This window comes from Algoriphagus sp. AGSA1 (assembly GCF_021390545.1).
Taxonomy (GTDB): Bacteria; Bacteroidota; Bacteroidia; order Cytophagales; family Cyclobacteriaceae; genus Algoriphagus.
Genome location: NZ_JAJUWR010000029.1, coordinates 22,585 through 48,970 on the forward strand (window position 1 = coordinate 22,585; position 26,386 = coordinate 48,970).

General features: G+C 43.2%; 19 protein-coding genes. 8 read left to right on the forward strand and 11 right to left on the reverse strand.

From position 1 onward, the window contains the following. Window positions 1-726: 726 nt before the first annotated feature. Entirely contained in the window at window positions 727-3,471 is a 2,745-nt protein-coding gene (locus LZF95_RS20145) for an outer membrane beta-barrel protein (RefSeq protein ID WP_233756895.1), read from the reverse strand. A gap of 513 nt (window positions 3,472-3,984) precedes the next feature. On the opposite strand from LZF95_RS20145, the gene LZF95_RS20150 reads away from it, so the two are divergent. After that, on the forward strand, window positions 3,985-4,242 hold the full coding sequence (locus tag LZF95_RS20150; RefSeq protein ID WP_233756896.1) for a hypothetical protein: 258 nt from the start codon (window positions 3,985-3,987) through the stop codon (window positions 4,240-4,242). Further along, window positions 4,239-5,012 (forward strand): LexA family transcriptional regulator, encoded by a 774-nt coding sequence (locus LZF95_RS20155; protein WP_233756898.1) that lies wholly within the window; start codon window positions 4,239-4,241, stop codon window positions 5,010-5,012. Before LZF95_RS20150 ends, LZF95_RS20155 begins: the two co-directional genes overlap by 4 nt. Here the strand turns inward: LZF95_RS20155 and LZF95_RS20160 are convergent. From LZF95_RS20160 to LZF95_RS20175, 4 genes are all read right to left on the reverse strand, one after another. After that, the gene (locus LZF95_RS20160; protein WP_233756900.1) at window positions 5,009-6,085 is read right to left on the reverse strand and encodes a toll/interleukin-1 receptor domain-containing protein; all 1,077 of its coding nucleotides are present in this window, start codon (window positions 6,083-6,085) and stop codon (window positions 5,009-5,011) included. The two genes, LZF95_RS20155 and LZF95_RS20160, sit on opposite strands and share 4 nt — an antisense overlap. Window positions 6,086-6,153: 68 nt before the next feature. Further along, window positions 6,154-6,915: a hypothetical protein gene (locus LZF95_RS20165; RefSeq protein ID WP_233756901.1), complete on the reverse strand. Its 762-nt coding sequence runs from the start codon at window positions 6,913-6,915 to the stop codon at window positions 6,154-6,156. 34 nt (window positions 6,916-6,949) lie between these two features. Then, window positions 6,950-7,378: a DUF2141 domain-containing protein gene (locus LZF95_RS20170; protein ID WP_233756903.1), complete on the reverse strand. Its 429-nt coding sequence runs from the start codon at window positions 7,376-7,378 to the stop codon at window positions 6,950-6,952. A 134-nt stretch (window positions 7,379-7,512) separates the two neighbouring features. Beyond that, on the reverse strand, window positions 7,513-8,601 hold the full coding sequence (locus LZF95_RS20175) for an AMP-binding protein (RefSeq protein WP_233756904.1): 1,089 nt from the start codon (window positions 8,599-8,601) through the stop codon (window positions 7,513-7,515). A gap of 90 nt (window positions 8,602-8,691) precedes the next feature. On the opposite strand from LZF95_RS20175, the gene LZF95_RS20180 reads away from it, so the two are divergent. Continuing rightward, window positions 8,692-9,525: a 1,4-dihydroxy-2-naphthoyl-CoA synthase gene (locus LZF95_RS20180; RefSeq protein WP_233756905.1), complete on the forward strand. Its 834-nt coding sequence runs from the start codon at window positions 8,692-8,694 to the stop codon at window positions 9,523-9,525. A 175-nt stretch (window positions 9,526-9,700) separates the two neighbouring features. Here LZF95_RS20180 and LZF95_RS20185 read toward each other — a convergent pair whose 3' ends face one another. After that, complete coding sequence (locus tag LZF95_RS20185) at window positions 9,701-10,276, reverse strand: DJ-1/PfpI family protein (RefSeq protein ID WP_233756907.1); 576 nt, start codon at window positions 10,274-10,276, stop codon at window positions 9,701-9,703. A 220-nt stretch (window positions 10,277-10,496) separates the two neighbouring features. Here LZF95_RS20185 and LZF95_RS20190 point away from each other — a divergent pair, with 220 nt between their 5' ends. Further along, window positions 10,497-11,333 (forward strand): alpha/beta hydrolase, encoded by an 837-nt coding sequence (locus tag LZF95_RS20190; RefSeq protein ID WP_233756909.1) that lies wholly within the window; start codon window positions 10,497-10,499, stop codon window positions 11,331-11,333. Here the strand turns inward: LZF95_RS20190 and LZF95_RS20195 are convergent. Both LZF95_RS20195 and LZF95_RS20200 read right to left on the reverse strand, forming a co-directional pair. Continuing rightward, complete coding sequence (locus tag LZF95_RS20195; protein WP_233756911.1) at window positions 11,330-11,821, reverse strand: VOC family protein; 492 nt, start codon at window positions 11,819-11,821, stop codon at window positions 11,330-11,332. The genes LZF95_RS20190 and LZF95_RS20195 overlap by 4 nt on opposite strands. A gap of 96 nt (window positions 11,822-11,917) precedes the next feature. Continuing rightward, window positions 11,918-14,071: an alpha-glucuronidase family glycosyl hydrolase gene (locus LZF95_RS20200; RefSeq protein WP_233756912.1), complete on the reverse strand. Its 2,154-nt coding sequence runs from the start codon at window positions 14,069-14,071 to the stop codon at window positions 11,918-11,920. A 128-nt stretch (window positions 14,072-14,199) separates the two neighbouring features. Here LZF95_RS20200 and LZF95_RS20205 point away from each other — a divergent pair, with 128 nt between their 5' ends. The 3 genes from LZF95_RS20205 to LZF95_RS20215 are packed head-to-tail and all read left to right on the forward strand — an operon-like array spanning window position 14,200 to window position 20,623. Further along, window positions 14,200-17,463 carry an exodeoxyribonuclease V subunit beta gene (locus tag LZF95_RS20205; RefSeq protein WP_306422376.1) on the forward strand — a complete coding sequence of 1,088 codons (3,264 nt, stop codon included), beginning with the start codon at window positions 14,200-14,202 and terminating at the stop codon, window positions 17,461-17,463. Continuing rightward, a complete protein-coding gene (locus LZF95_RS20210; RefSeq protein ID WP_233756913.1) occupies window positions 17,456-20,320 on the forward strand; it encodes a PD-(D/E)XK nuclease family protein in 2,865 nt (954 codons plus the stop codon). Before LZF95_RS20205 ends, LZF95_RS20210 begins: the two co-directional genes overlap by 8 nt. A 42-nt stretch (window positions 20,321-20,362) precedes the next feature. Continuing rightward, window positions 20,363-20,623, forward strand: coding sequence for a hypothetical protein (locus tag LZF95_RS20215; RefSeq protein ID WP_233756914.1), 261 nt, complete (start codon window positions 20,363-20,365; stop codon window positions 20,621-20,623). A gap of 176 nt (window positions 20,624-20,799) precedes the next feature. On the opposite strand, the gene LZF95_RS20220 is transcribed toward LZF95_RS20215, so the two are convergent. The 3 genes from LZF95_RS20220 to LZF95_RS20230 are packed head-to-tail and all read right to left on the reverse strand — an operon-like array spanning window position 20,800 to window position 23,414. Beyond that, the gene (locus tag LZF95_RS20220) at window positions 20,800-21,495 is read right to left on the reverse strand and encodes an outer membrane beta-barrel protein (protein ID WP_233756915.1); all 696 of its coding nucleotides are present in this window, start codon (window positions 21,493-21,495) and stop codon (window positions 20,800-20,802) included. Window positions 21,496-21,523: 28 nt separating this feature from the next. Then, window positions 21,524-22,144: a hypothetical protein gene (locus tag LZF95_RS20225; RefSeq protein ID WP_233756916.1), complete on the reverse strand. Its 621-nt coding sequence runs from the start codon at window positions 22,142-22,144 to the stop codon at window positions 21,524-21,526. A gap of 7 nt (window positions 22,145-22,151) precedes the next feature. Continuing rightward, a complete protein-coding gene (locus LZF95_RS20230) occupies window positions 22,152-23,414 on the reverse strand; it encodes an LVIVD repeat-containing protein (RefSeq protein ID WP_233756917.1) in 1,263 nt (420 codons plus the stop codon). A 293-nt stretch (window positions 23,415-23,707) separates the two neighbouring features. Here LZF95_RS20230 and LZF95_RS20235 point away from each other — a divergent pair, with 293 nt between their 5' ends. After that, window positions 23,708-26,371 (forward strand): PQQ-dependent sugar dehydrogenase, encoded by a 2,664-nt coding sequence (locus tag LZF95_RS20235; RefSeq protein ID WP_233756918.1) that lies wholly within the window; start codon window positions 23,708-23,710, stop codon window positions 26,369-26,371. The last annotated feature ends 15 nt before the right edge of the window (window positions 26,372-26,386 follow it).

The following is a 26,386-nucleotide window of genomic DNA, read 5'->3' on the forward strand; positions in this document are numbered from 1 at the left end:
AGATAGTATTTCCTCATATTTGCTTGAAAAACAGTTGGTTTTCATGGCGGACTACCCGCTGGTCCCCTTTAAGGTTGCAGGCAATTGATGGCTTTAAATTTGAATAATTAGTGTTACGTGACAACTAAGAAATGGCAACTAAAGATCAAGCTGCCTTTTCATGCAAGATTTATAGTTAACTAAATGATTGTCTTATGAACACGATGTCAAAAATTAAAAACAGTGTAATCGAATCCTGTGAAAAATGCATAGATGTTTGCCAAAGATGTATAGAAGACTGCCAGGACAAACCAGGTATGGGGGACTGCATCAAACTCTGTGAGCGGTGTATAGATGCTTGTAACGGCTGTATTAATAGGAATGAAAGCTCCTTAGATGAAGCTATCGCAATGCAACAATGCATCGACGCATGTTATAATTGCGCCAAGGAATGTGAAAAACAAGAGCATCAAAGCTGCCAGGAATGTGCTCGGGCTTGTCGGGATTGTATAGCGGAATGCGAATCCATGATGGCTTAAACGAAAAGGCTGATCGGGTATCCGGTCAGCCTTTGGTTTATTTAGGTTTATGAATAAATGCTGCTTCTTTGCAGGGAGCATTTAATAGGGACATCTGATTGGAAAAACCGCTGGTTTTAAGCTGATTCGATCAATTTCCCATCAAAGGAGGGGATTCATGGCTGTACAGCAAAAAGACCAGTCACTGGAATTAGTAAGACTAGTCTCCTTAATTGTTATAGATTTCATTATAGTCATCCATACTGGTGCCTTTATTGAAATGACGGATGTTATAAGAAAACGATAACATAAAATAACGCTGCATGACATTGTTTTGCCCGTCCTCAACAAATGCATCAGTCACGTTTCTGTAAACGCTTCTATTTTGTCCCAGTAGGTCATATACATTCACCGATAGCTCACCACGTTGGTTGTTGAATATTTTTTTCCCCACACTCATATTCATGAGAAGTACATTGGCATCGAATCCTTCCGATAGGCCGGAGTTTACCTGATGGTTCATATCAACTCTATAGATAAATCCTTCCCAGATTATCCAGCTGAGGTTCAACCTGGAGCGTTGGTTATAATAATTGTTGTTCAGACTGGAATTCAAGGTGTTTTCCACATCGTTGTAAGAAAACCGTGTGGAGATATTAAAATCAACTTGATCGGAGATATTGCTGCTTAGTGAGATTCCTGTGCTGAGTCTAGAGGAATTGTTGAAGCTTATCTCATTGTTTACCTGACCCGGTCTGTTTGTGCTGCTGAATCCCCCGTTGATATTAAAATTTGATTTGATAAAATCCAATGGAATTCCGTAGCTCACCCAAGACCTGAAATCCTTGAAGCCATTCAGGTTTACGGGCATGAAAAGCTGGGAGCCTTTTTCCAGAATGATCCCACCAGGAAGTTCCGTAGCCTCCTCAGCAGTGAAGGTACTGTTGGAAACGGCATCATCTACCAGACGGTATTGGGCAAAGACAAACCAAGAGCGGTCCGTCTCCGGATTATTGCTTCTGAACCTCAGTCTTATTCGATTAGAATAGGATTGATCCAAGCCTGGATTCCCTGTTCTCAGCTGCAAGGGGTTAGAATTGTCTATTACATTTTGCAGTTGATCCACGGAGGGTGCATCCACATCTGTGTCATAGTCCAGTTCGAAATTGGTGTTTTTTGAGATGGTGTATGCAAATCTCACAGTAGGCATAAAGCTTTTAAAGGTCCTGTCCAACTCCCCTTCCGCAGGAAAAAATTGCTGGTTTTGGAGTGAGGCGTTTTGATATTCCAGTTCAGCCTGAAATCTCAGTTTTTCCAGTTTGTATTGGTAGCCCAATTCAATTTCCTGGCGAAGGTATTTGCTTTCAAAGGAATTGCTCAGTGCAGTATCAAGGGAAAGATTGGGATTGTTGACATCATCATTCAGGATGTCAAAGGTGAGCTGGTCAGAATCATTCATTCGGTTGCCGATTTCATATTCCAGTTCCATCTGCCCGTTTTTACCTATAGGTTCGGTATAGGAAATCCCCGTTTCCCAGTCATAGCCGGATCGGTCCCGGGTGATCTGCTGGTTGATCAGTTCTGTTCTTTCTTCCGGCTGGAAGTAAATGTTTTGTGCGCTTCTTAGTGCATCATCATTGTTGATATGGTTGCCAGTTTGCGCACGGAGTGTAAGGGTTCTTCCTTTTTTGCTGAAATTATGGCTGTAAAACAAGCGGTGAAACATATCCAGATCTTCATAGTCTGCTTTGCGTATGTTTTCTGTCTGGTTCAGTGGCCCTTCCTGATTCACACTTTGACCAAAGAATCCTGAATTTTCTTTTTCGAAGGAAGCGGAAATTCTAGGACGGTATAGTATCCTGTTGTTTTCATTGATATTATATTCGAACCTCATGTCAAACCTATGGTCCTGGGTGGTCCGTGTTTCCCGGCTTTCTTCCGAGTAAATCTGATCAGATTCAGAGCCGGTCACATATTCCCTTACCAAGCTGGATATTCCCTCGTTTTTACGATTATTATATATGTAGCTCGCACTGACTTGGATTTTCTCTCCCCAGTTATCTGAATAATTCAATCCGAGGATATTGGTCGTTATAATCCCGTTTTGAGGGCGGTTGTTATTCTGGGCATTGGCATCACTTGAATAGTCCAATACATTGATGTTGTTGCTCAGCCCGGTGAAAGTAATACGCTGGTCCTCATTAAATGAATTGACACTGGCTCCTGCCAAGTAGCGGTCATCTGTGCCGTATCCTACTGTAGTCTTGCCAAATTGCCCCTTTCTTCTATTGGGTTTGGTGATGATGTTGATCGTTTTCATACGCTCTCCATCATCAAATCCACTGAGCTGTGCCTGATCACTTTTTTGATCAAAAATCTCTATGCCCTGGATTACTTCCGCTGGTAAATTTTGCAAGGCCGTCGTAATATCCCCTCCAAAAAACGGCTTGCCGTCCACCAGGATTTGTGCAATGTTTTCCCCTTGGGCCTGTAGCGCGCCATCTTGCATCACCACACCCGGAAGCTTTTGTACCAGAGACTGGGCACTTGCGTCTTTCATGGTTTTAAAAGCATCTGCATTAAAAAGGGTGGTGTCCCCTTTTTGCTCTCCCTGGGATCTTCTGGCACTGATGGTCACTTCCTCCAGATCGGTGGATTCCTCCCGCAGGTTAAGCACTCCCAAATCGAGATCCTGTGCTACATGTATAGACTTAAATAGGTTTTCATAGCCTAAGTATTGGATTTTCAGAAGATATTCACCTTCTTTTATATTGGTGATTTCAAATTCCCCGTCCATATCAGATATCATGCCGTCCACTTGAACGGAATCAGGGAGATTCTGGACCAAGACGGTGGCATTTGGGATGGTGATTTCCGTGCCCATTTGTTTAATTTTCCCTTTTATGGAATAAGTCTGGGCGGTGGCTTGGGAAAGACATAAAAAGGTTAAAATCAAATAGATAAAATTTTTCATCGAGATAGGTTAATTGGGAGAGCTAAGTAACTATTCTTAGTCGCTTGAATGAATGACCCGGCATCGCTGGGTTGCCTTGTGTATTTTTAACAAAGAAAAGCACTTGGGGTTCGGATTGGGAGCGATTATTGTCTAAGCGGTAATATGTTGAATTAAGCAGCGGTTTTTCGCAGATCCCCTCTCGATTATAGAGGGGTTTAGTTGTTGAGATCAGGTTTGATGGGCTTTGTTTTCATGGTATCAGTATTAAAAAGTCAGTTGGATTGAGGTGAACTTAACTGCACCTTACCTTTTCCCCACTTCTTAGATAGTACGTTTCCATCGGTTGGCTGTATAGGATTTCCCGTCATCAGTTTCCTTAGGTAAAGATTGATATGTTAATGAATAGGCTTTAAGTTTTTTGTCTGGAGTTCATCAAATGACATTTTGTGTCAATATAATGTTAATTTTTAAAACATACTTGTGTTAATAAAAACAACACTCTATCTTAGCTGATGTTAAAACAAACCAGATATGGAAAACCAGGAAAAAATCAGCATCACGACAAAGACCTTGGCATCCGGAAATTGCCAGGTTAAATTTTTCATCGAAGATGAGGCTAAGCCCCAATATGGCTATCTGCTAGTGAACGGTCCCAAACCAGTAGGGGAGATCATCGATGAGATCAAGCGGCGGATGGAAAGAAGAAGAAACGCGGCCTTGAATATGAATCCGTTTTTCCCTGTCCCTGCTTCTCCTGAGGATCATAACTTTTATCTATACTCAGCATGAAGTGTCTGGCTTCCAACTTACGGTTTTTGCGGAAGCAAAAAGGCATAACCCAAAGTGATCTTGCTGATCAATTGGATGTGCAGCGCACAATGATTTCTGCCTATGAAGATGGAAGGTCAGAACCTAAGCTTTTGACGCTTGGAAAGCTATCAGATATATTGGATGTAGGGATAGAGGAGCTGTTGTATCATGATATAAAGGGCAGAGGAAGAAAGGCAGTACAAAAGAGAGGGATCAATATCCTGACTATTGCCTGCGATGAGGATGAGAAAGAAAATATCACGCTGGTAGGACAAAAAGCCTCCGCTGGATACTTAAATGGGTATGCTGACTCTGAATACATGGAGAGCCTTCCCCAGTTTCAGATTCCTACGCTTTCCAGACAGGCAACCTATAGGGCTTTTGAGCTTGCCGGGGATTCCATGCTTCCACTGACCTCCGGCACTATAGTGATAGGTGCATATGTGGAGCAGCTTCAGGATATCAAAAGTGGCAAAACCTATGTGTTGGTGACGGAGACAGAAGGTGTGGTATATAAGCGGGTCTTCAATTACCTACAAGAGAATGGGAAATTGTATCTTGTCTCGGATAATGAACAATACAAGCCTTATGAGGTGAAAGGGGAGGATGTGATGGAAGTATGGGAGGCAAAGGCCTTTATCAGTACAGACTTCCCCAATCCCGGTGATAAGAAAAAGCCATTGACCTTAGAAGATCTGGGTGAAATGATCTCGGATATCCGTGCGGATCTGAGAACGCTTAAAGGTTAATCTTTCCGCATTTCCGCAGTAGCAGGAATTCCGTTGTTGAATGTCTGCCCGACCCAACTTATTCCTCCATCATTTGATCCAAATGTAAATCCATAATTATTTGGGTCACCAATTATCTTAAATTGGGTGGAATACAGGTAGGTGCCGTCATACTCCCCTGTACCTTCCCCTGTTTTTTGATTGAAAAAGTAGTAGTCGAAAGTAAAATAAAATCCATCTTGGTTTATTACTATATACCCCATTCTAACGCCCTCTTCCCATATCCACCATTTACCTGAGTAGTCAAAGGATGCTTGGGATGCTGGTGGGGCAGTATTGTTGTTGTTTGATTCCAGATTTTCATAGGTTACAGTTCCTGCAGGATTATCTTCACTTAAGGTATTGATGTCCGCCTGGCTCAGTTTATCGGTTTCAGTAGCAGGAGTGCCATTCAGCCCTTCTTGGTAGCCTTTCTGAAAATCTTCGCTACTGATCATCAATACAATGAGCACTACAAAAATCCCCAGTACCCATAGATAGTTTTTTGCCCACCAGCTTTTCGGGGGCTTGGGTACATGGACAGGTCTCGGATGGGGAGTAGGTTCTGGTTCAGCTTTCTTTTTTCTGGGGATAAGTTTGGCAAGCGCTTCTACCAACACGCCTAAATCATATTTCCAGCGTGTGATGGAAATCTCGAAAGTTTGAAGATCGGCCAGTTCCTGTAAATCTTCGGGGAGTTGATCTGAGGTAGGTCTGCTGGCACCTTTGAGTAACAAGGGAATCACCCGGGTGTCCGGCCTGCTCAGCGCAGCACTCACTTCCCGATGTACCCAGTCTTTCGGTTGAAAAAGTCTCTTGACCCCATTTTCATCCGGGGCACCAAACCAATCCGGCCCAATAGCAACCAGTACTACCTTGCTTTCAGCCAATGCCTTTTCGATAGCATCGGCAAAGCGGATTCCCGGTTCAAGATTTTCTATATCCAGAAAAACAGCATCCTTCCCAAACTCTTCTTCCAGGGTCTCTCTGATCCTGTGACAGTCACTTTGGGTGTCTGAATGCCTGTGGCTGAGAAAAATTTTATTCTTTTCCATAAAAAACCTGATTCATTCTATCTAAAGTTAAGTGAATCAGGTTCTTATTTTCAAGATATTGTGGTTTTTTATTCTTCTAGCAGATTTTCAAATCCATCTTTTATCTTTCCAACTGCATCAAAGGAGCTGTCAATGTTGACTACCCCTTTGCCTAGCTCATGCCAATAGCCGTCTCCACATTCTATGTATGAGCCTTCCTTTGTAGGGGCGTCTTCCTTGGCGATTTCGTAATTATAATCAGGAGAAAATACCAGCTTCATCAACTGTACAGCATATTCCCAATTGATGATCCGAGACATATGTTTAGTCAGGAAGACAGCTTCTCTGGTAGAAAAATTCATGGTAATGGAGCAGTCGCTTTTTTCTTCTCCGGCCACCTGACGATAGTTGACAGTGAGCGGTGCTTCCTTCTTGGCAGTCTCATATATTGCCTGGATTACATCCTGGGCGAGTAGTTGCCATCCTTCCTGCTCTGCTGGAGCCTTTGCCTGCTGGGGTTTGCCATTCTCCAGGGCCGCGATAGTAATCCCACCTTCGGTAATGATTTTACCACTCCATTTGCTTGCTTCATAGTGCTTGGACACTACTTTCTTCCACACCCGATCCAATGTGCCTTTAAATGTGTAATCATCATTTAAAGTAAACCCTTCGTCCAGTATTTCCTCTTCAGACAGATCTTCTCTGTCCGTGTAATGTATATCCAGCTCAGCTACTAAATCAGAAGTGCTCCAATCCAGAGAAAGTCTATATACATGGCTATATGGAGGTGGAATAACACCTGAATCAAATTCAATGATAATGCCGGTAGTCTGGTCGTTACTCTTTTTCATTGCTGCAAAAGTACGCCTTTTACCTCAAAATCTTTTAGCGGAGTTCAATATCAAATTGAGTAGTAACAGCGGGGTTTACTTTTTTACTGCATTTGGAGAAGGAAGGCACACCAAAAAGCAGACTTGGATTGTTGGAAAATCCAAAGGAATCGAGTGGATATCCTACTTTGTTTTTTCGGATCTTCCCGTCTTCGTCATGATCATGAAAGACCGTAACAGCATAATTCCCGGGTGGAACATCTGCGATTGTCTTTCTGGCCACCTTATTTTCAATTGGGATGGTGAGCATTTTCCAGGCTTTATCCAGTGATTCAGGCCATCCATCATCCTTATTAAAAATGAGCACCTGAACCACTCCCTCCTCTGAAGAAGTTTCAGAAATGCTGATTTCAATAGTGCCAGAATCCCTTTGATCTTGAGTGCTGGCTAGCAATAAGAAAAGGCTAAATATGGCTAGTTTCATTTTCGGTTTTTGGAGTTAATGACATGTTCCTTTATGAAATATGAAAGAGGTGGATTATGTTTATCGAATTTGGATGCCGTGAGGCAGGGAATTCCTCAGCCTAAGCAGATCAGTGGAGGTGGTTTTCATCAGGTTCAGTTCCCCAGATTTTCAATGGTTTTCAACCGGTTGATTTTACCTGACTCTGTTCTTGCGAACGCCTGAATGATAAAAATGTTTTTAGGAATTTCGAATCGGGTTAATACTTTCTTCAGCTCAAACAAAAGATTTTCGGTTTTCTCTGACCCATGGTTACTTTCTATTGCCAGACATAATTTCTCTCCGAGTCTATCATCTTTTTTCCCGAAAAAGAAGAATGATGAAGTAGGGAAAAAACTGTAAATGGTGGCTTCCGATTTTGATTCCAAAAGCTCAGGGTGGAGTTTCACCCCACCTGAATTGACTACAAAGTCTGCCCTTCCCAGCCATCGGAATGAACTGTTATCCACTAATTCCACCAAATCATTCGTCTGAACTTTTTTGTAGTTGCTTGAAGCTGATGTTATCCAAAGTGCGCTGCGCCCATCCAGTCCAAATTCTACATCAGGCAGGAAAGAATAGATCAACTCTCCGGAAGTGATTTTAGCCAAAGCGATATGGGACACGGTCTCGGTCATACCATAAGTTTGGTAGGCCTGGATGTCATTTTCTAGTAGTTTCTCCTTCAGGGCAGATGAAATGGGGGCACCACCGATAATGAGGTGATCTATAGCTTTCAGCTTCTTAAGTGAGGATTTATCAGCTAGGCATGTTTCTACTTGCAGAGGAACCATCGCTACAAAATCGGCTAGTACCCTTAATCCTCCCAGTGGGTTTGACTTAGGTTCAGCTAGGTGGATAGGACTGTTCCATACCATTGCCCGTACCAGCATCATTTTGCCAGCGATGTATCGTGGGTCTAGACAGCAGAGCAAGGTAGAGCCTTCATCTGTACGGAAAAATGACTGGGTTCCCTTTGCACTGGCAATCATTTGAGCTCGGGAAATCTCTATTTCTTTTGGTGTTCCTGTGGATCCCGATGTCTGCTGCACAAAACTGGTGGATCCTGATAGCCAACTCCCGCAAAATTCCATTGCTGCCTGCGCATAATAAGGGAAATCGGCAATGTCCAGGCCAAGATCCGTCAGGTTTTGAAATTTGTATTTACCGAAAGTAAGTTGAAACATTTTCTTGTTACTGTTCATGCCTTTTCCCGAAGGTAAGTATCCTTCTTCAAAATTCGGGGAAGGCTGTTATCTTGCAAAAGAATTAGATTTTTACCCAAATCGAAAGATATGAACTGGATCACTGTAAAAGAATACGAAGATATCACCTATAAAAAATGCGATGGAGTAGCAAGAATTGCCTTCAACAGGCCGGAAGTGAGAAATGCCTTTCGTCCAAAAACCACCGCTGAACTGTACGATGCTTTTTACGATGCCCAGGAAGATACTTCCATCGGTGTAGTCTTACTGAGTGGGGAAGGGCCGTCCGCAAAAGATGGTGGTTGGGCATTTTGCTCTGGCGGAGACCAAAAGGCCAGAGGAAATCAAGGCTATGTAGGGGAGGACGGGTATCATCGCTTAAATATCCTGGAAGTGCAACGTCTGATCCGTTTTATGCCTAAAGTGGTGATAGCAGTAGTTCCCGGCTGGGCTGTTGGGGGAGGACATAGCCTGCACGTGGTCTGTGATCTAACCCTGGCGAGTAAAGAGCATGCGATATTCAAACAGACTGATGCTGATGTGACCAGCTTCGATGGTGGTTACGGCTCTGCTTATCTGGCAAAAATGGTAGGGCAAAAAAAAGCACGTGAGATTTTCTTCCTTGGAAGAAACTATTCCGCCAAAGAAGCCTACGAAATGGGTATGGTGAATGCGGTGATCCCTCACGCTGAACTTGAGTCAACAGCATATGAGTGGGCTCAGGAGATATTGGCTAAGTCACCTACTTCCATTAAGATGCTGAAGTTTGCGATGAACCTGACGGATGACGGTATGGTCGGCCAGCAGGTTTTTGCCGGAGAGGCGACTCGATTGGCTTATGGTACAGAAGAGGCTAAGGAAGGTAGGAATGCTTTTTTGGAAAAGAGAAAGCCGGATTTTGGCAAGAATAAGTGGATACCGTAAAGAGATAATAGTAGTAAGACATTAGTATCAAGAATTAACAAATTAGAGCCAAGAAGCTAGATCGGAATAGCCTAGAATCTTGGCTCTAATATTTTTTCTAAAGTACTTTTTTTGTGAGAAGCACATATTGCTATTTGTCACATCGGACATCGGTCACCTGACACCAAACATTTTGTCAAATCTCGATTTTTGCTCCCAGCACTTTCAGAAATTCACGGATCCAGGCTGGATGACCCGGCCAGGCTGGGGATGTGACCAGATTGCCATCCACATATGCGTCCGTGGCAGGAATATCCTGAAAATCCCCGCCAGCTATAGTCACTTCCGGGCCGACAGCAGGATAGGCGGTCAACTTTCTGCCTTTAACAACACCTGCTGCTGTAAGAATCTGTATCCCATGACATACCGCGGCCACAGGTTTATTGGTATCAAAGAAGTGTTTGACGATTTCCAATAACTTGTGGTTTAACCTCAAATATTCGGGAGCCCGTCCACCGGCGATTGCGAGTCCCACATAATCATCCACATCGACCTGATCAAAGGAATAACTCAGCATAAAGTTGTGACCAGGTTTCTCAGTATAGGTTAGGTCCCCCTCAAAGTCATGGATAGCAGTTTTGACTGTTTCTCCCTTTTTCTTCCCTGGGCAAACGGAATGAACTTCATAGCCTACCATTTCCAGCATTTGGACCGGCACCATGGTTTCGTAATCTTCTGCGAAATCCCCTGTGAGGAATAATATCTTTTTCATGATTTTGTAGTTAGTGTATTTGAAAAGTAGGTAGGATTCTACTTGACTTAAGTATCTAAATTTAAAAAAATCTCTCTTCAAGCGTATGAACTTCTGGTTAAGTTTTGCTAATCAGCTTGGTTTGTGTGGAAATGGAAATTGAAAGACGTTTTTTCCGGTTGTTTTTTTTATGCAACTTATACCATTAACCATTAACCATTAACCATTAACGTAATATTCTGTGAAGCATTTGGAAACTTCTTATCAGACTCATGACGGTCTGGAACTCTATTTACAAGCTTGGATACCTGAGACTGCAAAAGCTGCATTGTTGCTTGTACATGGCTTGGGAGAGCATAGTTCAAGATACAAGCATTTGGTTGAGATGTTAAATGACATAGGATTGTCCGTTTTTACTTTTGATGGGAGAGGTCATGGTAAATCCGCAAAAGGTAAGCCGGATGCATATTTTGACTCTGCCGAAGATTATCTCCAGGACATTGATGCTTTGTTTGGCAAGGTAAAATCGTATGCTCCCGGTTTACCAATTTTCATCTATGGTCATAGCATGGGAGGAGGATTGGTGGCCGCATACGTATTGAAATATAAACCAGGAGCCACAGGTGTGATTTTAAGCTCACCGGCAATAATGGAGGCAGAAGGCACACCAAAGCTCCTGAAGGTAATTTCTGGGGTGGTCAGTAGGTATTTACCAAGGCTAAAAGCTTTGAAACTGAATGCCAACAAGATTTCAAGAATCCCGGAAGAAGTATCCAGCTACCTTAGTGATCCACTGATTTATACTCAAGCTATTCCTGCAAGAACAGGCTATGAATTGTTGCAAATAATGAAGTATATCCAAGAAAATGCCGAGAGCTTTAGCTTGCCATTTTTGCTCATTCATGGATCCGCGGATGAGCTTACCAATCCGCACGGTTCAGAATTGCTTTTCGAAAAAGCTGCTTCTAGTGACAAAACCCTGAAAATATTCTCCGGAGGATACCATGAATTGGTCAATGATCTGGATAGGGAAGAGGTAATGGCGCTGATTGTGGATTGGATAAAGGATAGGATCTAAATCTCAGCCAAAAGTCCATTGATGTCCAGTTGCCGTGTGTACATCATGATACTTCCGTCAGGGTTGAGAGGCCAGTCTTCTTTAGCCCTGTCCCAGTATAATTCCACACCGTTTTCATCAGGATCATCCAAATACAAGGCTTCTGAAACTCCATGATCTGCCGCACCGGTAAGTGGATAGTTTGCATCTACGAGCCTTTTCAAGAGTACGGCCAAATCACGTCTGCTTGGAAGAAGAATAGCCGTGTGGAAAAGCCCTGCGGTATTCTTAGGAGCAGGCCTTCCCCCTTTGCTCTGCCAGGTATTCAGTCCAATGTGATGATGGTATCCTCCCGCTGATATAAACGCTGCATCTTGCCCGTACATAGTGACAAGTTCAAAACCCAATAAGCCCTGATAGAAATCCAATGACCTCTGGAGGTCGGATACTTTCAAATGAACATGGCCAATGCGGGTGGCGGCGGGAATGGTATAGTTGGGAAGATCCATGAGTTTGAAGTTTGAGATTTGAAATTAACCGAACTGACCCTTGGTTAGTGCCAGAATTATGGAAAATCTCAAATCTCAAATAAGAAATTTCAAATTTTATATCCCTGGTGCGTTCGGGAACTGCAAGCTCTTATAATATTCCAGATCTCCTTCAGGTTGCTCGATATCTGATGGAAAAGGCCTGTTTGAGAAGGTTTGAAAGTAAAGTAAGCAGGCATTTCTCCACCATTCTGCTTCCTGTTCCTGGATTTCCAAAAGCTGTCTGACATGATCAAATTCCTCAGGATCGATTTTGGATTCCAAGGAAGCCCAGGTTGCCTGCATTGCCCTCACTTCTTTTACGCCGAGGTCATATCGGTAGGCTATTCCTTCCCAGAGTGTATTTCCATCTTTCAATTGGAAATCCCAAGGGAGATGATGGAACCAGAGCAGGTATTTCTCCGGTATTTGATTTGGATCAGACCATTTTTCTACAATTTCAGGAGCATATTGCTCCAAAGCTCCGCTTCCTTCACCTGTCCTGTCAAAACCTATCCCCAGACTATCAGCCTGATGGTAATAAGGCGCAGTCCAGTCAGCTCTTCCTCCCATTACCCATGGCCCCGGGCCATAATGATGGCTTCTTCCCATGATGTGATGCAGTCCCAGAGGAGTCATATAGTCCACTGCGGTCTCATGGGATTCCATCAGAATTTCTCCGACTTTTGATACTACTTCCCGATCTAAGCCGAAAGTAAGCTTTGTCCATTCTTCGGCTATTTCTTGTGAGGTGACCTCCGGATTCCAGGCCATTTTCCCAAAAGCAAACCAATTGGACTGGGCGAAAAGGTGCCCCGTCCAGTTGCGGTCGGTTCCTATATTGGATACTCCGGCGATCAGGGTCATTTTCTGTCCTGTATCCTTCCCTTCCAGAATACTGCCGACGGTGGAAGTAGGGCTTGGACTGTAAGTTTTACTTTTGAGCACTTCCTCCCACATAGGGGCTAGATAAACGAGATTGGTGGCCTGCCCGAGATACTCTTGGGTAATCTGAAACTCCATTCCCACATTGGTTTCATTGATCGCTCCATACAGCGGATGGAATGGCTCGCGTGGCTGAAAGTCTATCGCACCGTTTTTGATCTGTATGATCACATTGTCTTTGAATTTCCCGTCAAGCGGTCCGAATTCATTATTCGCCTGCATGTGTCTATCCACTTCGTCTTCATGGGAATAGACAAATGCACGCCAGATCAGCACTCCTCCATGAGGAGCCAAAGCATCCGCAAGCATGTTTGCTCCTTCGGCATGATTACGACCATATTCGTGAGGGCCCGGTTGCCCTTCGGAATTGGCCTTGACCAGAAATCCACCAAAATCAGGAATATGTGAATATAACTCATCTGCCTTTTTCTTCCAGAAAGCTATTACTTCAGGGTCTAGGGGGTCGGCTGTTTTTAGTCCTTCCAGTTGCATAGGAGCAGAGAAGCGGGCAGTAAGGAATACTTTGATCCCATAAGGCCTAAAAACATCAGCCAAGGCTTTTGCTTTCTTCATGAAGTCAGTAGTCAAGATCAAGGCATTTGCATTGACATTGGTCAGAGAAACGGCGTTGATACCTATGGACGCATTTGCTCTTGCATAGTCCACGTATCGGGGATCTATGTACCCGGGAAGCCTGTGCCAATCCCAGATTGAAAAACCGGCATAGCCTCTCTCGACGGTTCTGTCCAGATTGTCCCAATGGTTTAACATCCTTATCTTAATTTTTGGAAAATCAGATGCTTCTGTTTGTTTATTGAAAGTATTGCTTTGTATAGAATTCAGCCAGTTATATACCCCGTAGAGCGTTCCAACCGGGCGGTTTCCTATGATGGCATAAAATGGTTTTCCATCCAACTCTACGGTTCCTCTCCAGTATCCATCTTCTCCCAATGCTTTGATTTCTGTCTGTTTAGTAAGGGAGAGAACCTGGGATAGTTGCTCTCTTGTACCTATCCAGAGTTTTGTGTTTTGTAGCCTGTCTTTGGAATAGCCAGGCCCTTTATCAAGCATGCTTTGGGAAGCAAGATTCAGCTCATTTCTGATAGCTTCATAAGTAGGATTTTCGCCGAAAAAGTAGATCCCTGACAGGAGCGATTCCACTTCTGATCTGAGTTGGCTTTCTTTGATAGGCTGATAATCCAACCAGAGTTTGTAGCCGTCATTGGCATAGGAACCCAGTGAGATGCACAGCCAAAGAAGAGCCGTTAGATAAATAGGTTTGTGCATAGGTATTTTGGTTTGAAAGTCAAAAGATCGAAAAATCAGGGCTAATTGCAATGGATTGCATGAAATATTCATAAAAGTTGCAATCGGGGATTTTCAGACATTCCATGTCAATCCTCGCGATAAGAAAGATGAATTATCCTGCTCTTCCTTATCTTAGAGGCTCACTTTCTATCATGGAACAAAAACCCTTCATCATCTATAAATCCTCCGCCGGGTCCGGAAAAACCTATACCCTCACACTGGAGTATCTGAAACTTGCCCTTCAAAGCCCCCATGCCTATAAGCAGATTCTCGCAGTGACCTTCACCAATAAGGCAACTCAGGAAATGAAAGAGCGGATAGTAGAAGAGCTAAAAAGACTGAGGTCTGAGGTCGATCCGGCTGAGAAAATGGATGCAGAATTGATGAATGCTCTGAAAGTGGATGAGGCTGGCTTAAAGCAACTGGCACAGCAGACCCTTACAGCTATTTTGCATGATTATGGCAGGTTTTCTGTCACTACTATAGACAGCTTCTTTCAAAAGGTAGTACGTGCATTTGCCAGAGAGATAGATCTGAATGCCAAGTTTGATGTGGAATTAGATCAACTGGCAGTGTTGGAGCGTGTGGTGGATCGGGTGGTAATGCTTGTGATGGAAGATGAATTCCTGCATAAATGGCTAGTGGACTATGCATATGAACAAATCCAAAATGGAAAATCCTGGGACATTAGGAGAAACATACGTGGTCTTGGGCAGCAGATTTTCCAGGAAGATTTTAAAAAATATGCTCCTGAAATTAAGGCCTTTCTGGAGGATAAGCAAAATATTACTTTACTACAGTCCTTCGTCAGGGAGCGAAAAAATGAAATTATCGCTATCGCAAAGGAGTTGGGAAAGCAAGCTGATGCAATCCGGATTTCAAATGGATTGGAATGGACGGATTTTGCCGGAGGTTCAAGATCCTTCGCAAGGGTTTTTGAAAAATTTGGCGAACGAAATCAGCCTATACCAGTTCTTACGGATTCCCAGCTGGGGAAAATCGATAATCCTGACGCGTGGTTTTCTAAATCGAGTAAGCAAATTGACTCAATTTTAGCTGCCTATGATCAGGGGCTGAATCAGATTTTACATCAAACCGTAGCTTTAACCTCTAAATGGAATACGCTTCAGGCTATCGCCAAAAACAGTTATGTGTATGGGGTATTCAGAAATCTCCTCGATGAACTTACCTTGATAAAAGACGAGGAGAATATCCTATTGATCTCAGATGCCAATGAATTTTTGAAGGAAATCACCAAAGGAAATGACACGCCTTTTATCTACGAGAAAGTAGGGAATCAATACAAAAATTACCTGATCGATGAATTTCAGGATACTTCCGGATTTCAATGGGATAGCTTTAAGCCTCTTTTGGAAAACTCTCTGGGGAATGGCCAGATAAATCTTCTGGTAGGCGATGTGAAGCAGTCTATTTACCGCTGGAGGGGTGGGGAAATGAAGTTATTGCTTTCCGAGGTGGAGGATGAAATAGGCAAAGAGAATATCAAACTGGAAAATCTGGATACCAATTACAGGAGCCTTCCCAATATCATCAACTTTAATAATGCCGTATTTAAGGTTCTTCCACCGGCAATGGAGCAGGTATTAAGTACTTCCTATGGAGTTGAAAATCCGCAAATATTATCCCAGGCCTATGCAGACTCCTTTCAGAAAGTTTCACCCAAGAAGTCCAAATCTGAATTTAAAGGGAAAGTAAGGCTGGAGTTCATTGATCCTAAAGAAGAGGAGGAGGAGAACAGTTTTGATGATTTGGTTTTGGCAAAATTACCCGAAATGGTCATGGAGCTGCAGGATCATGGCTATGCCCTGGAAGACATCGCTTTTCTAGTCAGAAGAAAATCAGAAGGCGAAGCTATTGCGGATCGCATGATGGGTTATGCGGTGGCACATCCTGATTTACCGTATGGTTTTGACGTGCTGTCGGACGAATCCATGTACCTGAACAAGGCCGCCTCGGTGAAGGCTTTGATCTCGGGTTTCAACTACCTGCACAATCCGGCTGACAAAGTTCAGTTCAAAACCATGTGGTATTATCTGGCGGTCTTGATGGATGCGCACATAGACCACGAGCTTTTTGCCCTGGACAAAATGCCGCTTTACCTTCAGGAGCAAGTCATTGCTTTCCAAAAGAAGGAGCATTTAATGCTTCAGTTGCCTCTGATGGAAGCTTTGGAAGAGCTGATCAAGGTTCTCGGCTTGATGGAATTGGGTCTGGAAAAGGCCTACATCTCTGGGTTTAAAGAGGCGGTGTATGACTTTACAGCAAATAATAGGGCGGATCTAAGTGGATTTCTGGAGTGGTGGGAAATCAATAAAACCAAAAGAACGGTCAAAATCCCCGAAGGTCACAATGCCATGAGGATTCTCACCATACACAAGTCCAAGGGGCTTCAGTTCAAAGTGGTAGTGATGCCTTTTTTGAAATGGACAATCTTCGACACCAATAAAGGAAATGTGGTCTGGTCTCCCTTTGAAGACACGGAAAAGGGGCTTTCTGCTATAATTCCGCTTACGCTGAACGGGGATCTTGCTAATTCTGATTTCAGCGAAACCTATGCGGAAGAGGCGACCATGGCTTATTTGGATAGTCTGAATATGTTGTACGTGGCACTCACCAGGGCAGAGGATGTATTTATAGGATATATTCCCTACAAGGAAAAAATAGGATCCCAGAATTCCATGGAAGTGCAGCTTCAGCAATTGATCCAGTCACCTACAGATCAAAAGGAAAATTTGAGCTTGGTCAATTATTATGACCCTGAGTCAAAAGTATTTGAATTTGGGGACTGGCCAGCCAGTCAGATTACAGCCATTGTTCCATTTCGGTCTCCGGAACTCCGCTGGGCATATAAAAACTGGTCTGAGGTATTGACTCTAAAAAAATATGCTGTTGATTTTTCTGAGGAAGGATTGGAGCAGCGGAAAAAGCAAAAATTTGGTTTGATCGTCCATGAAATCCTTGAACTCTCCAAGAACAAAGTCAGTGCCCGTCAGAATTTGCAGAAGTTTTATTTTGAGGGACGTCTGAATGAAGAAGAGAAACTATTGGTGGAGGGACAACTCGACCGTCTGTTTGAAGACCCAATTTTTGCCTCATGGTTTGGTACAGAAGGCATTTTGCTTTCTGAGCAGGGTATTCTTCTTCCCGGAGGAAAGCAAAAAAGGCCAGATCGGATTATATTAAATGAAAAGGAAGCCGTCATTGTTGATTTCAAAACAGGAGAAGCGCAGAGCCGCTATGCCAACCAAGTGAGGGAATACATGTCTTTAGTTTCCGGTCTTTCCCACAAGAAGACAAAAGGCTATTTATGTTATCTGGAATCAGGGTTAATCGAGGAGATTTATGCATAGTTTTTTAAGAAATACAGCAAGAGGGATTCTCAAGAGCGGAGTAGATCTGCAAAACCTTACTGTTGTGTTGCCAAATAGGCGAGCGGGATTGTTCTTTACCCAGCATTTGGGAAACCTGATCAGTGAACCTACTTGGATGCCGGAAGTGAAAACGATAGAAGAAATTTTCTATGAACTCGCCGGAAATCGTCCGGCGGATGACCTGACACTGATTTTTGAGTTGTTTCGCGTCTATCAGGATCTCAACCCTGAAGCGGAAACTTTTGATCGGTTTTATTTTTGGGGGGAAATGATCCTCAAGGATTTCAATGATGTGGATCAGTTTATGGCTGATGCGGGCAAGCTTTATCATCACCTGTCCGAAATCAAAGAGTTGGAGTCAGACCTGAGTTTTTTGAACGAAAGTCAAATCCAACTCATCAAACAATTTTGGTCTTCTTTTGTGCGTCAGGACAGAGATCATCAGGAGAAGTTTCTCAAATTCTGGCAGCTGCTCAGTCCCCTTTATACAGGCTTTCAGGCTTCCCTGGCAGTATCTGGAATGGCGTATTCAGGGATGCTTTACAGGAAAGTAGCAGAAGCACTTGCTACTATTCCTCAGCCTGAGAAGGTACATCATTTTGTAGGGTTTAATGCATTCACAGGAACTGAGGAAGCATTGATCAAGCATTATATCACTGAGTTTGATGCAAAAATCCATTGGGACGTGGATGCTTATTATCTGGAAGACCAAGCGCAGGAGGCAGGCATGTTTTTCCGGGACTATCGAAAGGATAAAATATTTGGGCCTACTTTCCCAGAACACATCCCGACCCTGATAGAAGAAAGAAAAGCAGCTATAAAGACGTATGCTACTCCTCTGAAGACAAATCAGGCAAATCTTGTAGGATCGATTTTGGGGAAAATCCCTGCGGGAGAGGCATGGGAAGAAACGGTGGTGATTTTGCCAGATGAGCAGATGCTGTTTCCGGTGTTGCACACGCTGCCCGATCAAGTGGATAAGGTAAACGTCACCATGGGATATCCGGTGAAAAATGCCCCGGTTTATTCATTTTTGGAGGCGGTGCTGGAGATGCAGCGATTCATCAAGGAGGAAGATGGAAAAGTACTGTTTTACCATACCGCTGTCAAAAACCTGTTGAGCTCGACTTACCTGAAAAGCGTAAACCCTGGCTTTGCCAGTAAGCTGATGGAGGAAATGCAGCTTTTGAACCAGATTCATGTTTCTGCCGAAAAATTACATCAGGGTGGACTCCTTTATCAGCTTATCTTTCAGAAACTGGAGAATGATTCTCTGTTCCCTTATTTGGCTACGTTGATGGAAGCCCTGGCTGGGCAATTGAAAGACGAGCCTTTGCAACGTTCCTATCTTTATCAGTGCTTCAAGCAGTTGACCCGATTGAGGGAGATTTTTGCCGGTCAGGATATTCTGAGCATCAACAGGGAGTTTTTTATCCGTTTATTCCGTCAGGTTTTCCGGGAGGTGAAGCTGCCTTTCGAAGGAGAGCCGTTACAAGGATTGCAGATCATGGGGGTGCTGGAGTCAAGGAATCTTGATTTCAAACGGGTGATTATCTGCAATATGAACGAAGATAGCTTTCCACCTTCTGCTGGTTTGAATTCAATGATCCCTTTCAATATCCGAAAGGCCTTTGGCTTGCCGGTGCAGGAGCAGAATGACTCGATTTATGCCTATACCTTTTATCGCCTTTTGCATAGTGCTGAGGAAGTGCATATGATCTACACCACTGCTTCGGACCAGGGAAAAGCAGGGGAAAAGAGCCGGTATATCCAGCAGATGGCAGTGGAACTGGGAAGGGAAATGGAAGAAGAGGTGGTTTTCATCCCGATAGACCAGAAGTCACCAGAAGCTATCACCATCCATAAAGACAGGGAGGTTTTGGCCTTGTTGGACAAGTATCTGATCGATGAGCATGGATCTTCCCAAACTTCCTTTTCGCCCTCTGCCCTGAGCGTTTTCTTGGATTGCAGGCTGAAATTTTACCTTCAGTACCTGGCGAATATCCAAGAAAAACAGGAAGTGAGTGAGGAGATTGATGCGGCTGTTTTTGGAAATTTGGCGCACCTGGGTATGGAGATTCTGTATCAGGATTTTGCGAAAAGGAAGGGGAGGACTCTGGTGGAAAAGTCAGATTTCGAGGAATTGGGCAAAAACTGGGTTTTTCCTGCCATAGAAAAAGCCATTCGTCAATTTTATCACTTGGAAGGGGAAGCGGACACCAAACTGAACGGTCAGATGGCTATAGCCAGGGATGTGCTTCAGAAATACCTGCATCAGATTCTGAAAATTGATAAGGAATCCGCTCCATTCCGGTTGATTTCTCTGGAAAAGGAGAAAAAATACACGGCAGGTTTACCGATAGAAACCGCTATGGGACATCAGATGATTTCCCTAAAGGGAATAATTGATCGGGTGGATGAACATAATGGTTCTGTAAGGTTAATTGATTATAAATCAGGACAGGACAACAAAACCTTTCCGGATGTCCCCTCACTTTTTGACAGGAACAATAAATCCAGGAATAAGGCAGCTATGCAGACGATGTTCTATGGCTTGATCTATCAGGCCACGCATCCTGAGAGCTCGCTGCCCCTGAAACCTGCCATATTCAACCTCAGGGAGATGTTTGGTGATGATTTCAACCCTTATTTACAGCAGAAGTTGCCAAGAAAGGAAGGAGTTGAAGTCAATGACTACCGACAGTTTGAGGATGAATACAGAGCTGGATTGAAGGGATTATTGGAGGATATTTACAATCCGGAAATCCCTTTTGACCAGACGGAAGACTTGAAGAAATGTGAGTACTGTCCTTATCAGGAAATTTGCGGGAGGTAGTTCTTCGGCTTTGAATATTGTCATGCAGTACGGATTATAACTATGAATATGCGACAGCGGTTTGAAAGCTGTTTAGTGTCAACCAAAAAGGAGATTCTGTTGTCATACGAAGATTATTTCGAATTGAACCGATGCTTAGGGCTTGCTGAAAAGTCTCAGGTATGCCAGCCCTGGATGCAGGCAAGGCAGGTTCAAGGCGGCCGAGTGATGATGTATGCTTATACCTCGAATGAGGCTAAGGTAGAAGAAGGTATGGCTGAGGCTAGTTTAAAAATCCCGATTTTGGGATTTTCTGATGTATAGATAAAGACCTATTGTGGTCAATAAGCTTGTACTAGACTAGCTGAAAAACCGGTCACATGAAAAATAGATCAGTCATTTAAAATGATAGTTTTTGATCTATTACTGGCGTCTTTCAGCATGTCCTACTTAACTTTTACCAAGTGTTACTTTAGTTTTCAGTAAGGTGTGTTCTTCTTTCAAAATTGATAAAGCAATAAAAAGTGTGATCCGTAGTTGTCAAAACTTGTTCGCTCTTTCTCGCGTCCGGTTATCAGAATTGGATCTAATCGTTGCTTGTGAGCAAGGCGCATAAAAGGTTCAGCAATAAATTTTATATTGTCTGTTGCTTTGTAAGCAAATCCTATACTGCCTGTCAGAGAAGTTGAAAAATGATTAACCTCACGTTTTTTTTTAGTTTCCATTTTAGGTATGTATGAAATGTAAAACGATTGAAAATCGTATGCTGTCACAGCATTCAAACTCATATATAGCTCCCATTTTTCTTTAGAAATAATATATTTATTGATTCCTAACGGTATTTCAATGGTGTTATAACCGTATTTTTCAACGTGAGCCAGAATTTTGGTACAACCTACACCTGGTTCCGAGAAGTGACAGTGGTCAAATGGAACAATCATTTCATAATGTCTTTTGATGTAATTAGCACCGAAGTTGAGCCCCCAAGAATTCATAAACCTCTTTTGCATTCGAATTCCAATTCCAAAAAAATCTGTCTTGCTATTTCTTTCTTCGTGTCCGGGACCATAAATCATTTTACTGCGGGTCTCGCTTTGGAATGAAAAAGCTGGTCCGATAAAAAAATCACTGGTTTGTGCGAAGATTGAGAAAGTCATCCATAGTATTGTCGTTATAGTTAGTATTGTTTTCTTCATGACTTGTCATTTTGAAGTTAGTAATAGCTTAATACATCAGCCCAATCCGGAAAACCATACTTCGATACAGGTACTCTGTTTCATTCAATGAATTAAACCCTGGGGGGAGCTGGTCTGTAGCAACGACCTGGGCACCAGGCTGTATCAAGCTTCCCTGAAAATAGGATAGGTCCTGCCGCTTGTATGCCACACTGAAAGAAAGGGCGGTATTGCCTTTTCGGGCAGGAAAGCTGATACCTACAGAAGGACTGAACAGCAATCCACCACGGTACCAGCTTTTATTCCATTCAGTACTTACTTTTTCTTCCAGAAGTGCAGAGCCTATTCCCAGATCCAAGCCTCCGAAAATCTTCGGCCTGCCATCTTTTCCCAGAAAACCCCGGTAGCCAAACGCAAAAGGAATAATAGAAATATCATCATACTGATCCAGTCCAACTGAAAAACCCACTATATGATTTCGGCTTATACGCGCACCATGAAAACTCATGAGACTGATATCTCTGCGCTTTTCATGAGTTCCGTCCCACTGTTCGGCACCTTTCCCGATTAGCATGCCGATTTCCGTCTGCCCAAAATAGAGTTTATCCTGCGCCTTGACCTGAAAGAAAAATATAAATCCAGCAAATAAGATTAGTAGAAATTTAGCCATTCGTTGATCAATAGACATTGATTGGATTTTTGACTTGTATGCAGCTTAGTTTTTGCAGTTTTGCGGGATTGCTATAATCAAATTGGCATACGCCGTCAGGGCCAATTACGATAAGAGATTTTGGGCCGGGAATCAGATCAACAGACTTTTGGCTGGTCAGAAACTCAAGTTGGTTTTGGTCTATAGCCATCACATCATTGACGTTAAAGCTTTTCAGACCATGAATTCCTTCTGCTATATAGAGGTATTGACCTGCCAGTCCCAATCCATGTGGGTTGAGCATGGGATATGCTTTTTTAAGTGTAGGATTATATAGGTTTTTGATGTCAATTACCTGAAGTTCATTCACGCCATTCCAGCATGCATTGCCATTTCTTAGGGTCACAAATGCATGATCGGAATTCACCACCACTGGGTCACAAGCCTGGACATGCTCGTAAACGGCCATTCTTGTAGGGGAATTAGGTGTGCTGGCATCATAGATGTGCATACCTACATTGGATCCGATAAACAGCTTGTCCTGAAATGGGAAAATTGTTTCGATTCCCCAACCTAGGTCAATGGGTTTGACAAAGGATGGATCGGAAGGATTAGCCACATCAAATACTCGAAGTGTGGTTTCATCTACTGCATATAAATGCTTGTTTGACAGGGTAAACCGGGCCATGGATCCTCCAGTGCCATAGCTCTGGGACGCAGCTGAAAGGTTGGCGGAAAAGCTCATCCTAGAATCCATCATCCATACACCTTGTTGCCATCCACCTCTTTCCCATCCAGGATTTTCTGTGGTGAGTACAGTGTCTTTAAATGTGATGATTTCACCAGTTTCATGGTAATACATATGGGTAAACACATCCTCAACCCGTTTTGTAAGTTTGATATTGTCAATATTGCTTAGGTCAAATGCCAATAGATCGACATAATTATCCGCATAAAGGATGTTTCCATTTACGGCCATGTCCACGTTACCCGCTATGGGGATGAAGCTTAAATTAACAGGGTGTGCAGGATCCTCATTGTTCAGGATGTGAATTCCCTTGGTAGGTTCGTTGATAAAAAGGTAATCTTCATAAATGTAGATTTTCCCTGGATTATCCAGAGGCATTGCGGGCTCAGTAGTGATGGTTCTTGCCCTGATGTCGCTCATTTCATAATAAACGGGCATCATCGTATGATAGGTGTATGAGTTCGTGACTTCATCCTGACAGGAAGAAAATGCAAGGATCACAAACAACAATAAAAGTGGAAAGGGATTGTAGAAAGATTTCATATGGATAGGATTTAGCGGTATAAATGTGTTTTATCTATAGACGAATCTGAACAATGATTTGCTACACAGGAAGTTATAGAAATTTTACTTTAGAATGGGCTTGCCTGTTCTTTATGAAAGATTAGGTGTCTTTTCTAATGAAAATAGAATGTCTATCTCACTGGATATAGCGCTGATTCGTGTTTTTTGCGCTAATATTCAAAACTTGGCTATACAAACCATTAATCAAATTCATAGGCCAAGATTTTCAAATTTCTTTACCTTCAAGATCTGAAAATATCCAAGCCAGTCCTATGAGAAAGTATCTGCTGCTGCTTGCAGTATGTTGTGTGTGTGTGTTGAGTTGTACTTCAAAAGTTGAGGATCCCTTCGCCGAGGTAAAGCCCGATGAATCAAGATTTACGAAGGTCCCATTGGCGGGAAATTTCAATGAACCCATGGAAATCGAGGTGTTGGACAACGGCGATGTATTGATCATTGAGCGGCATGGAAATCTTAAATTATACCAGGCCGAAACTGGACAAACTTCGATAGTGGGAACCTTGGATGTATTTCCCGAGCGGGAAGATGGCTTGATGGGGATGGCAAAGGATCCGGATTTTGAAAAAAACAATTGGCTGTATCTGTACTACGCTCCCGTCAGTGAGCCTGCATTGAATAGAATTTCCCGCTTTGATTTTGTGGACAATAAGCTGGATTTGAGCTCCGAAGTACTGATTTTGGATGTGGATATCTACCGTGGATGCTGCCACTCAGGTGGAGGTTTGGAATTTGATTCAGAAGGTAATCTGTATTTGGGCATCGGAGATGATTCCACACCTTTTGAGTCCAGCAATTTCAATCCTATAGACGAGCGTCAGGATCAGCCCAAAAACGTGGATGCCCAGAGGACTTCTGGGAACACAAATGACTTGAGAGGGGCAATTCTCAGGATCAAACCCAAACCTGAAGGAGGTTACACTATTCCAGATGGGAATTTATTTCCCGTAGGCACACCAAATACCCGTCCGGAAATCTACGTAAAAGGAAACCGGAATCCATTTAGGTTCTCAATAGACAGCCATAATGGAAATCTTTATTGGGGGGAAGTAGGCCCGGATGCTTCCGAAGATAAAGAAGGCAGAGGGCCTAGAGGCTATGATGAGATCAATGTGGCTACTGGCCCGGGATATTATGGCTGGCCTTATTTTGTGGGAAATAATTATGCCTATTGGAAGTATGATTTTACTACCGGAGAAAGTTTGTTTCAGTTTGATCCTAAAGCACCCAAAAATACTTCCCCAAATAATACGGGGATGGAAATACTTCCAGAGGCTCAACCGGCTTTGATTTATTATCCATATGCCGAATCCGATGAATTCCCCATGCTAGGGCAGGGAGGGAGAAATGCCATGGCTGGTCAGGTCTATTACCGGGAGGATTATGAAGATTCCAAGGTGAGGTTTCCCGGTTATTACAATGGTAAGCTTTTTATCTATGATTGGATGCGAAACTGGATTTTTACGGTCAGCCTGACTGAAAATTTCGAATACGATACCATGGAGCGCTTTATGCCGGAAACCCATTTTGAGAAACCTATGGATATGCAGTTTGCCAAAGATGGTTCTTTGTATTTATTGGAATACGGTACATTCTGGCGGGCAAACAATGACGATTCCGGCTTATATAGAATTGTTTTCTCCGAAGGGAATAGAAAACCGGAAGTGAAAATATCTGCTGACCAGATACAAGGTTCGGCTCCATTGACGGTGGATTTTTCCTCAGCAGGAACACAAGATCCGGACATGGAAGATAAAATCACATTTCATTGGGATTTTGGAGACAATGAAGCTATATCCGCCGAAGAGAACCCTTCGCATACATTCGAATCGCCTGGTGTGTACAAGGTGACCTTGACAGCAACTGATCAGGAAGGCGAATCAGCAACTTCCTTTTTGGAAGTAAGAGTTGGGAATGAGGCACCTGTTGTTTCCATTGAGTGGGAGGGCAACCGAAGTTTTTATTTCGGAAAGGAGACGGTCAACTATACCGTAAAAGCAACAGACAAGGAAGATGGGGAGATAGATCCAAAGCAAATTAATGTAACCATAGACTATCTGGAAGGGGGATATGATCAGATCGAAATGGGGCATCGGGAAGAAGTCTTGAGCATAGGAGAGACATACATCAATGAGGCGGGGTGCAAGGCCTGTCACGGAATCAGCAATGAGTCTGTAGGCCCGGATTATACGGCAGTATCGGAGAAATACAAAAATGATCCCAATGCAAAAGCCTATCTGGTCGATAAAATAAAAAATGGTGGTTCTGGAGTCTGGGGAGAGCAGATTATGCCGGGGCATACACACCTGGAGGAGACTAGAGTGAGTCAGATGGTTGACTTTGTGTTGGGTATTGCCAATCCAAATGCAAAATCTGCGTTGCCGGCAGCTGGCAGTTATACCATTGAATCTACAGATGAAGAGGATGGGTTTTACATGGTGCAGGCATCTTATGAGGATCAGGGTGCCAACGGGATTCCTCCGATAAAAACCACAACTCAACTAAAACTGAGGAATACACTGGTATCTGCCTATAGTGCTGATGGTTTAAAAGGTGCGGCAAGGGCTAATCCTGAAGACGAATACTATGTGCAATTTACCGAATCAGGTTCTTGGCTAATGCTTAAAGACCTTGATTTAGATCACATCAATAATATCACACTTTCTGTAATGCCAGGAAACACTATAGGCAAAATCCAGGTGAGGGCAGGGTCACCCGATGGACCGCTAGTGGGAGAAACTGACCTTTTGAATAGAGAATCCAGACCGGTCACAGGGCCTGAAGAGGGCTGGTTTGAAGTTCTGTTACCAATTAGGACTTCGGATTTTTACGGGGATTTATATTTCGTATATGTGTCAGAAAGGGGTGTCAATATCTGGAACACCTTCAATCTCAAAACTATAAATTTCAAAAGGTAATTGAAACCATTTCCT